This window comes from Pseudomonas sp. SDO5532_S415 (assembly GCF_054071155.1).
Genome location: NZ_JBSVWS010000212.1, coordinates 1 through 8,346, shown reverse-complemented (window position 1 = coordinate 8,346; position 8,346 = coordinate 1). Strand labels below are relative to the sequence as shown.

At 62.8% G+C, this 8,346-nt stretch carries 8 protein-coding genes; 5 read left to right on the top strand and 3 right to left on the bottom strand.

From position 1 onward, the window contains the following. Positions 1–78 precede the first annotated feature (78 nt). The 3 genes from dsbG to dsbD are packed head-to-tail and all read right to left on the bottom strand — an operon-like array spanning position 79 to position 3,412. A complete protein-coding gene (gene dsbG, locus ACW9HW_RS27145) occupies positions 79–846 on the bottom strand; it encodes a thiol:disulfide interchange protein DsbG (RefSeq protein ID WP_095196726.1) in 768 nt (255 codons plus the stop codon). Then, a complete protein-coding gene (locus ACW9HW_RS27140) occupies positions 822–1,676 on the bottom strand; it encodes a TlpA disulfide reductase family protein (RefSeq protein ID WP_095196725.1) in 855 nt (284 codons plus the stop codon). The genes dsbG and ACW9HW_RS27140 overlap by 25 nt, the downstream gene beginning before the upstream one ends. Then, positions 1,676–3,412, bottom strand: a complete 1,737-nt coding sequence (dsbD, locus tag ACW9HW_RS27135; protein ID WP_095196724.1) for a protein-disulfide reductase DsbD — start codon at positions 3,410–3,412, stop codon at positions 1,676–1,678. Before dsbD ends, ACW9HW_RS27140 begins: the two co-directional genes overlap by 1 nt. Before the next feature lie 165 nt (positions 3,413–3,577). Between dsbD and ACW9HW_RS27130 the strand changes: the two genes are divergently transcribed. The 5 genes from ACW9HW_RS27130 to ACW9HW_RS27110 all read left to right on the top strand — a co-directional run bounded on the left by ACW9HW_RS27130 (position 3,578) and on the right by ACW9HW_RS27110 (position 8,068). Further along, entirely contained in the window at positions 3,578–4,258 is a 681-nt protein-coding gene (locus ACW9HW_RS27130) for a response regulator (RefSeq protein WP_095196723.1), read from the top strand. Beyond that, positions 4,255–5,580, top strand: a complete 1,326-nt coding sequence (locus ACW9HW_RS27125) for an ATP-binding protein (RefSeq protein ID WP_095196722.1) — start codon at positions 4,255–4,257, stop codon at positions 5,578–5,580. The genes ACW9HW_RS27130 and ACW9HW_RS27125 overlap by 4 nt, the downstream gene beginning before the upstream one ends. A gap of 211 nt (positions 5,581–5,791) precedes the next feature. Next, entirely contained in the window at positions 5,792–6,313 is a 522-nt protein-coding gene (locus tag ACW9HW_RS27120; protein ID WP_457402380.1) for a GNAT family N-acetyltransferase, read from the top strand. Between the two features lie 39 nt (positions 6,314–6,352). After that, entirely contained in the window at positions 6,353–7,759 is a 1,407-nt protein-coding gene (locus tag ACW9HW_RS27115; protein WP_457402378.1) for a diaminobutyrate--2-oxoglutarate transaminase, read from the top strand. Positions 7,760–7,840: 81 nt separating this feature from the next. Next, entirely contained in the window at positions 7,841–8,068 is a 228-nt protein-coding gene (locus tag ACW9HW_RS27110; protein ID WP_128608950.1) for an MbtH family protein, read from the top strand. Positions 8,069–8,346 lie beyond the last annotated feature (278 nt).

The following is an 8,346-nucleotide window of genomic DNA, read 5'->3' as shown; positions in this document are numbered from 1 at the left end:
AGATCATGTACATCTGTGGGAGCGGGCTTGCCCGCGATTGCGTCAGTGCCGCCACTGCAAGTCTGACGGCCAAGTGACTTACTTCGGCCCGAGAATCTTCGCCAATTTATCCGGCGAAGGCGCCCCTTGCTGCTGTTGCAATTCGCCCTTGCTGTCCATGTAGAAAATCGCCGGAGTGGCTTGCAGCTCCAGGTCTTCCATCAGTTGCATGTTGGCCGCGAGCTTCGCCTGAATCGCCGGCGGCACATCCTTCAAGGCCTTGAGCGAGCTGCCCTTGCCGGCCGCTTCGTGTTCTTGCAGGGCCTTTTGCGGGTCCTTGGCGGCGAGCAGCGCGGCGGATTTGCCCGGGCTGTCTTCGCGGATGATGCCCACCATGATGTGGCGCAGCTGCACTTTGCCCGCCTTGACCCAGGGCCGCGCCTGTTCCCAGAACATGTTGCAGTACGGGCAGTTCGGGTCGCTGAACATGTAGACGACCCGCGGCGCATCCTTGTTGCCATCGGCGATCCAGTTGCTCGCCTCCATCTTGCCCCAGACTTCCTTGGCCATCGGTGCGTACACCAGTTTTTGCAAGGGCGCACTGCTCAGGTCATTGCCTTCGGCGTCATACAGGTTGCCCAGCAGCACATGCTTGCCATCCGGCGTCAGGTACAGTGCCATGCCGCGGTTCTGGTATTGCGCGGCATAACCGCGCAAGCCACCGGGTGCATCGAACTGGCCGACGATTTTCGCGCCTTTGGCTTCGATCTTCTTGATCGCATCGGGCAGCTCTTCAGCCTGCACCGACGGCAGATGCAGCAAGGCGGCACCCAGGGTCAGGGTCAGCAGGTGGCGGAGGCGGGGCATGGCAGTTTCCTTGAAGAGGTGGCAGGTACGGAATCGAAGTTTTCCAGGGCGCGGGCCAGGCTGGCTTGCGACAGTTCGCCCAGATGGCTGCCCAGCAGGCGACCGTCGGGGCTATAGAACAGCGTCGTCGGCAGTGCCATGGATCCGACAGCCTGGCCCAGGCGACCGCCGCCGTCGAACAGCACGTTGGACAGGCTCAGGCCCTGGGTTTCCAGAAAAGTAGCGACGCTTTGCATGCTTTCGGCCTGATTGACGAACAGGAACGTCAGGTCCGGGCGCTGTTGCTGGGCGTTTTCCAGGACCGGCATTTCCCGGCGGCAGGGCGGGCACCAGGTGGCCCACAGATTGATCACCAGCGGGCCGCCCTTGTAGTCCGCCAGTTGCACGGTTTCGCCGGCGGCATTGCGCAGGGTGATGTCCGGCAGGCGCGTGCCTTGCTCATAAATGCTCAGGGAGAAGGTCGCCAGCAGCCAGAACGCCAGGCCACTGACCACGCCGAAGCCCAACGGACGGCGCAGGCCGGGGCGGCGCCAGCTCCGGTACAGCGTGGCGAGCACCAGTGCGATCACCCCCGGCCAAGCGAGGAAGCCGCCATCGCGCAGGTCGATGACTTGCCAGGGATCATTGCGATAGTGCGTCCAGTAAACGGCGACGAAACCGATTCGTGCCGCGAGCATGCCAATCAGGAACAGACTGAACAGCACCGACTCGGGGTTCTCGCCACCGCGCTTGGCCACCCGCCAGCCGACGAATGTCGCCAGTGCCAATGCACTGATCAGCAGCAGATGGTTAAGCGCGATGGCAAAGGTGCCGAGGGTGAAGGTCAGCATTAACGGGCGTCTCGGGTGGTGGTCCAGCGTTGCAGGAAAGTCTCGGCATCAACTTCGCCGGTGATGCGCTGGCTGCGGCGCTCGTTGCCGTCGGCACCGATCCACAGCAGGCTCGGTGGCCCCGGCACTTTATAACGGCCGAGCAGTTCGCGGCTGGCGGCATTGTCGGCGGTGACGTCCAGTCGGAGCAAGCGCACATCGCTGAGGGCTTCGAGCACCTTGGCCTTGCCGAACACCTGTTTTTCCATGACCTTGCACGACACGCACCAGTCGGCGTAGTAATCGAGCAACACCCACTGGCCACGGGCTTGCGCCGCGTCGAGTTCCCGTTGCAGGGCAGCGGGGTCCTTGATGGTGGTGAAGGCGTCATGGCCCGTTGGAGTCGCGGTGACGGCGGAGCTTGAAGCGCGGAACACCTGCAACGGCTTGAACAGATCATCACTGCCGCCGGCGGCACCGATCACCAACAGGCTGCCCCATAGACCGAGCAGCAAGGCGCTGGCCCCGAACAGGTGGGCGATTCGACCAAAACCGTCCGATTGCTTCCAGGCGCTGTAGGCTGCGATCAACAGCAGCGCACCGCACAAGCCGACCCACAGCGATTCGTCCAGCACCGGGCGCAGCAATAACAACGCGGTGGCAAGGAACAGGAAACCGAAAATGCCCTTGACCAGGTTCATCCAGGCGCCGGGTTTGGGCAGAAAGCGATTGCCGATGGTTACCAGAAGCAACAGCGGTACACCGATGCCGATACCCAGGGCGAACAGGATCAGCCCGCCGTGCAGCGCATTGCCGCTTTGGGCGATATAGAGCAGGGCGCCGGCCAGCGGCGCGGTCATGCACGGGCCGACCAACAGACCGGACAAGGCGCCCAGCACACCGGCGCCGACCAGGCTGCCACCGCGCTGATTACGCGAGACGTTTTCCAGGCGATCACGCACGGCCACCGGCAGTTGCAGCTCGAAGAAGCCGAACATGGGCAATGCCAGCAGCACGAAAATCGCCGCGAAACTGCCCAGCAACCAAGGGTTTTGCAGCAGTGCCTGCAGGTTCGCGCCCAGCAGCGCTGCCAGTACGCCCATCGCCGCGTATACCAGCGCCATGCTCACGACGTAACTACCGGCCAGGGCCAGACCGCGCTTGGGCGTTGCGCCACTGCCGACGATCAACCCGGCCAGAATCGGCAGCATCGGCAACGAGCAAGGGGTGAAGGCCAGCAGCAGGCCGAGGCCGAAGAACACCAGCAGGCTCCAGCCCAGCGCCCGCTGTTGCAGGTTGCTGGCCAAGGCCTGATCCGGTGCTTCGTTGGTCGCGGAAACATCAGTATTCCCGCCCAGATCCACGATCTGCGTCTTCGGCGGATAACACAAACCGGCATCGGCACAGCCCTGGAAGCCCACCTTGATCTGCCCGGTAGCGCCAGCGGGAATCTTCAGTTCCAGGCCCTGTCGATAGACCTGCTGCTCACCGAAGAACTCGTCGCTGTGGGATTCGCCCTCCGGCAACGCGGGATGCTGATCGACTGGCAATCCATCGAATTTCAAACGCTTCTGGTACAGGTAGTAGCCATCGGCAATCTGCCAGAACAACTGGGTTTCGCCGGATTCAAGGCGCTCAGAGGTGAAAACAAACGCTTTTTCCACAGGCAGAAAGTCGGGTTTGCTCTCAAACGGATTGGTGCCGGCCTGGGTCAGGCCGCAGAACAGCAGGGCGACGAGTAGAAGCAGATGACGCATGGAAAAGCCTTATCCTTTTGCAAGTGAGCTGCACAATGGGCGGCGGCGATTAACCGATGATTAACCGCGGCGCCCTAGTGGCCGGCTTGTGGTGACGTCGCTTGCGGCATAATGTCCGCTTAATCGCTCAACGGCCTAATCCGCTTTATTTACACGAGGCTCCCTATGCACGTACTGGTTTGCGAAGACGATGAGTTGATCGCCAGCGGCATCGTCGCCGGCCTGACCGCCCAGGGCCTGACCGTGGAGCACGTGGCCACGGCGTCCGCGGCCCGGGCGATGCTCAAGGTGGCGGAGTTCGACGTGATGGTGCTCGACCTCGGCCTGCCCGATGAAGACGGTCTGAAGTTGCTACAGCAGTTGCGCCACAACGGCCTGGAGCTGCCGGTGCTGATCCTCACGGCGCGGGACTCGGTCACCGACCGTGTCGACGGTTTGCAGGCCGGTGCCGACGACTATCTGCTCAAACCCTTCGATCTGCGCGAATTGGCCGCGCGCCTGCACACCCTGTTGCGACGGGTGGCGGGGCGCAGCGTCAACCTGATCGAGCATGGCGCGCTGACGTACGATCCGAGCAGTCGCGAAACCACGCTCGCCGGCCAGCCGGTGGATCTGTCGCGCCGCGAACAGTCGCTGTTGCAGGCCCTGCTGCATAACCGTGGCCGCGTGCTGTCCACCGAACAATTGAAAGACAGCGTCTACGGTTTCAACGACGAGCTGGAGAGCAACGCCCTCAACGTGCATATCCATCACCTGCGGCGCAAGCTTGGCAATGGCATCGTCGAGACAGTGCGCGGCCTGGGCTACCGCCTGGGTCCGGCCGATGGCGGAGAACAATCGAAGTGATGAGTCTGCGTTTGCGCCTGAGCCTGACCCTCGGCGGCGCGTTCGCGCTGATCTGGGCGCTGGCGGCGGCCTGGATGCTCAGTGACCTGCGCAATCAGATGATGTTTTCCCTCGACCAGCGTCTGGTGGCCTCGGCGCGCATGGTCGCCGGGCTGATGGAACAATTGCCGCCGGTGCCGAGCAAGGGCGAGGGCACCCATTTCAGTGCTGAACAACTGAATCTCCCTGGTGGCATGGCCTGTCAGGTCAGCTCGTTGCGCGGGGAGATCCTCGCCCGCAGTCACAGCGATCCGGGGCAAACCCTGGAAGCTGAAAAAATGGGCTTCCACGATCAAATGATCGACGGCGCGCCGTGGCGCAGTTTCACCCTCGCTCGCGGTGATTTACGCATCACCACGGCGGATCGGCAGATCGAGCGGGAAGCCCTGAACATGTCGATCCTGCTGGCGGCCTCGGTGCCGGTGGGTGTAGCGCTATTGGGTTGTTTGTGTCTGCTGTGGCTGGGGATCGGCCAAGGGCTGGCGCCGCTCAACCGCATGCGCGATGCCTTGATGCGCCGTAGCGCCGATTCCCTGGAGCCCTTGCAGGTCCAGCCGTTGCCCAGCGAGCTGCAACCCTTGCTCGACACGCAGAATCAGCTGTTCCAGCGAATCGGCAAGACCATCGAGCGCGAGCGCCGGCTCACCGGTGATGCCGCCCACGAATTGCGCAGCCCGCTGACCGCCATCAAGACCCACCTGCAAGTGGCGCGCATGACCGATGGCGCGGCCCGGGATCAATCTCTGGCCCGGGCCGAGGAGGGGGCCGACCGTCTGCACCGGACGCTCGAACAATTGCTGTTGCTGGCGCGGGTCGAAGGCAGCCTGTCGTTCGATGACGGCGTGCAGTGCAGCGCCGAACAAGTGGCGAAACTGGCAATCCAGGACACGGCCGGCGGTGATCGCCAGCGCATCAGATTCGAGGTGCCGGCCAGGTTCTCCCACGCACCGGTGCAGATGCCCGCGGTGCTGTCGATCGCCGCGCTGCGCAATCTGCTGGACAATGCCCTGCGCCACACACCCGGCGACGGGCCGGTGGAACTGAGCCTGCAAACCACCGGCAACCGTGTGCAGTTTGTGGTGCGCGACCACGGACCGGGTATTGCCGAAGACGACCTGCAACATTTGACCCAGCGGTTCTGGCGCAACGGCCAGAGCACCGGTTGCGGCCTCGGCCTGGCGATTGTCCAGGCCATCGTCCAGCGCTGCGGCTGCACCTTGCGTTTCGATAGCCGGCCGGATGGGTTGCGGGTTGAGCTGAGCATGCCGTTGCAGCCGGTCTAAAAAAGTACTTCGACACTCCTTGTGGGAGCGAGCCTGCTCGCGAAGACGGCAGCACATTCAGTATTGATCTGACTGACGGAACGCTTTCGCGAGCAGGCTCGCTCCCACAGTGGGTGTTGTGTTGCACATCAAAAGTAACCTCTCTCCATTGGCCGCCCGGACCTCACAGGACTATCGTTCCTCGCACTCAACGGATTGAGGTAACTGCGCCATGGACGAACCGATTCAGACCCGCAAGGCGACCCCGGCCGACGCCGGTATTATCAGCCGCATCATCGAGCGCTCCATTCGCGTCGGTTGCGCCCGCGACCACCGCAACCACCCGCAAACCGTCGCCACCTGGACCCACAACAAGAGCATCGAACATATCCAGCCCTGGCTCACCGACCCGCGGCTGTACCTGAATATTGCCCTGTTGCACGACAAGCCGGTTGGCGTCGCCATGGCCTCGATCAGCGGCAAGGTGGCGTTCTGTTATGTGCAACCGGAATGGTTTCGCCGGGGCGTCGGGCAAGCGTTGGTGCAGGATCTCGAAGGCTGGCTGATCGGTCAGGGTCTGCATCAGGCACGACTCAACAGCACCCGCACCAGCGAAGCGTTCTACCGGCATCTGGGCTATCAGCCCTGCGCCCGAGCCTTCATGGTCGCAGGGCTGCGGGCCATCCCCATGCACAAGGGCCTGACATCTGCCTCAGCGAAAGCTGATCGAGGGTGTAAATCCTTGGGGCGCTGATGCGTTTCCAGAACAGGAAAACCTTTTTGAGGTCCAGAGATGTCAGTCGCCACCAGCCTTATCGAAGATCAGCCGGCCCGGGTCGCCCCGACCGAGACGCTTTACCAGTTCAACGAATCACCGTTGCTGGCCCGACAGAGCCAGCAGGAATCCAATGCCCGTAGTTACCCGCGACGCATTCCCCTGGCGCTCAAGCGTGCCAAGGGTATCCATGTCGAAGACGTTGAAGGCCGCCGCTTCATCGATTGTCTGGCCGGTGCCGGGACTTTGGCCCTGGGGCATAACCATCCAGTGGTGATCGAAGCCATCCAGCAAGTGCTGACCGACGAATTGCCGCTGCACACGCTGGACCTGACCACGCCGGTCAAGGACCGGTTCGTGCAGGACCTGTTCGGTCTGTTGCCACCGGCACTGGCCGCGCAAGCGAAGATCCAGTTCTGCGGCCCCACCGGCACCGATGCGGTTGAAGCGGCCCTCAAGCTGGTGCGCACGGCCACCGGTCGCAGCACCGTGTTGTCGTTCCAGGGCGGATATCACGGCATGAGTCAGGGCGCGCTGAGCCTGATGGGCAGCCTGGGGCCGAAAAAGCCTTTGGGTGCCTTGCTCAGTAATGGCGTGCAGTTCATGCCGTACCCCTACGATTACCGCTGCCCGTTCGGTCTGGGCGGTGCGCAAGGGGTAAAGGCCAACCTGAATTACCTGGAAAACCTGCTCAACGATCCCGAGGCCGGTGTGCAACTGCCAGCGGCGGTGATCGTTGAAGTGGTGCAGGGCGAGGGTGGGGTGATTCCGGCCGATCTGGACTGGCTGCGCGGCCTGCGGCTGATCACTGAGAAGGCTGGCGTGGCGTTGATCGTCGACGAGATCCAGAGCGGTTTCGCCCGCACCGGCAAGATGTTTGCCTTCGAACATGCCGGGATCGTTCCGGACGTGGTGGTGATGTCCAAAGCCATCGGCGGCAGCCTGCCGCTGGCGGTGGTGGTGTATCGCGACTGGCTCGACACCTGGCTGCCGGGCGCCCATGCCGGGACCTTCCGCGGCAACCAGATGGCCATGGCCGCCGGTTCCGCGGTCATGCGCTACCTGACCGAGCACAAGGTCTGCGAACACGCCACCGCCATGGGTGAGCGCCTGAGCGAGCATTTGCGCATCCTGCAGCGGGACTATCCGCAACTGGGTGACATTCGCGGTCGTGGCCTGATGCTTGGCGTCGAACTGGTCGACCCGACCGGCGCACTGGATGCCTTGGGCCATCCGCCAGTGTTCGCGCGCCTGGCACCGCTGGTACAGCGTGAATGCCTCAAACGCGGCTTGATACTTGAACTGGGCGGTCGGCAGGGTGGCGTGGTGCGCTTCCTGCCGCCGCTGGTGATTACTGCTGCGCAAATCGACGAGGTGGCCGAGATTTTCGGCCGGGCATTGGCCGCGGCTACCGCCAGTCTCTAAATTTTCCAGAGTCTGGAACGTTCCTTCTACATACCGGCTGCACGCGGCGTGCAGCCCACCCTACAGTGATGGAGAAACAGCATGACGTCAGTATTCGACCGTGAGGACATCCTCTTTCAGGTCGTGGTCAACCACGAAGAGCAATACTCGATCTGGCCTGACTACAAAGCCGTGCCGGAAGGCTGGCGCACCGTGGGCAAAAGCGGGTTGAAAAAGGAATGCCTGGCTTACATCGAAGAAACCTGGACTGACATGCGTCCGCTGAGTTTGCGGCAGAAGATGGATGAGCAGGCGGCTGTGGCGCACTGATCGACCGCGTCTATGAAAAGCCCGCTGAACCGGTAACGGTCAGCGGGCTTTTTCATGTGCGCTATCGATGTTGCCCGGTTTCCTGTGGGCGCGAGCCTGCTCGCGAAGTCGTCGGCACATCCAGCATCAACGTGTCAGACCCACCGCTTTCGCGAGCAGGCTCGCCCCCACAAGGGATATACGGCGGGCACAAAACCTTCGAACAACACGGTCAACTGTGGGAGCGAGCCTGCTCGCGAAGTCGTCGGCACATCCAGCATCAACGTGTCAGACCCACC

Excerpts from the sequence above, each read along its gene's own strand:
- ACW9HW_RS27130 (WP_095196723.1), top strand. The coding sequence starts at position 3,578 with ATGCACGTACTGGTTTGCGAAGACGATGAGTTGATCGCCAGCGGCATC.
- ACW9HW_RS27120 (WP_457402380.1), top strand. The coding sequence starts at position 5,792 with ATGGACGAACCGATTCAGACCCGCAAGGCGACCCCGGCCGACGCCGGT.
- ACW9HW_RS27115 (WP_457402378.1), top strand. The coding sequence starts at position 6,353 with ATGTCAGTCGCCACCAGCCTTATCGAAGATCAGCCGGCCCGGGTCGCC.
- ACW9HW_RS27110 (WP_128608950.1), top strand. The coding sequence starts at position 7,841 with ATGACGTCAGTATTCGACCGTGAGGACATCCTCTTTCAGGTCGTGGTC.
- dsbG (WP_095196726.1), bottom strand. The coding sequence starts at position 846 with ATGCCCCGCCTCCGCCACCTGCTGACCCTGACCCTGGGTGCCGCCTTG.
- dsbD (WP_095196724.1), bottom strand. The coding sequence starts at position 3,412 with ATGCGTCATCTGCTTCTACTCGTCGCCCTGCTGTTCTGCGGCCTGACC.
- ACW9HW_RS27140 (WP_095196725.1), bottom strand. The coding sequence starts at position 1,676 with ATGCTGACCTTCACCCTCGGCACCTTTGCCATCGCGCTTAACCATCTG.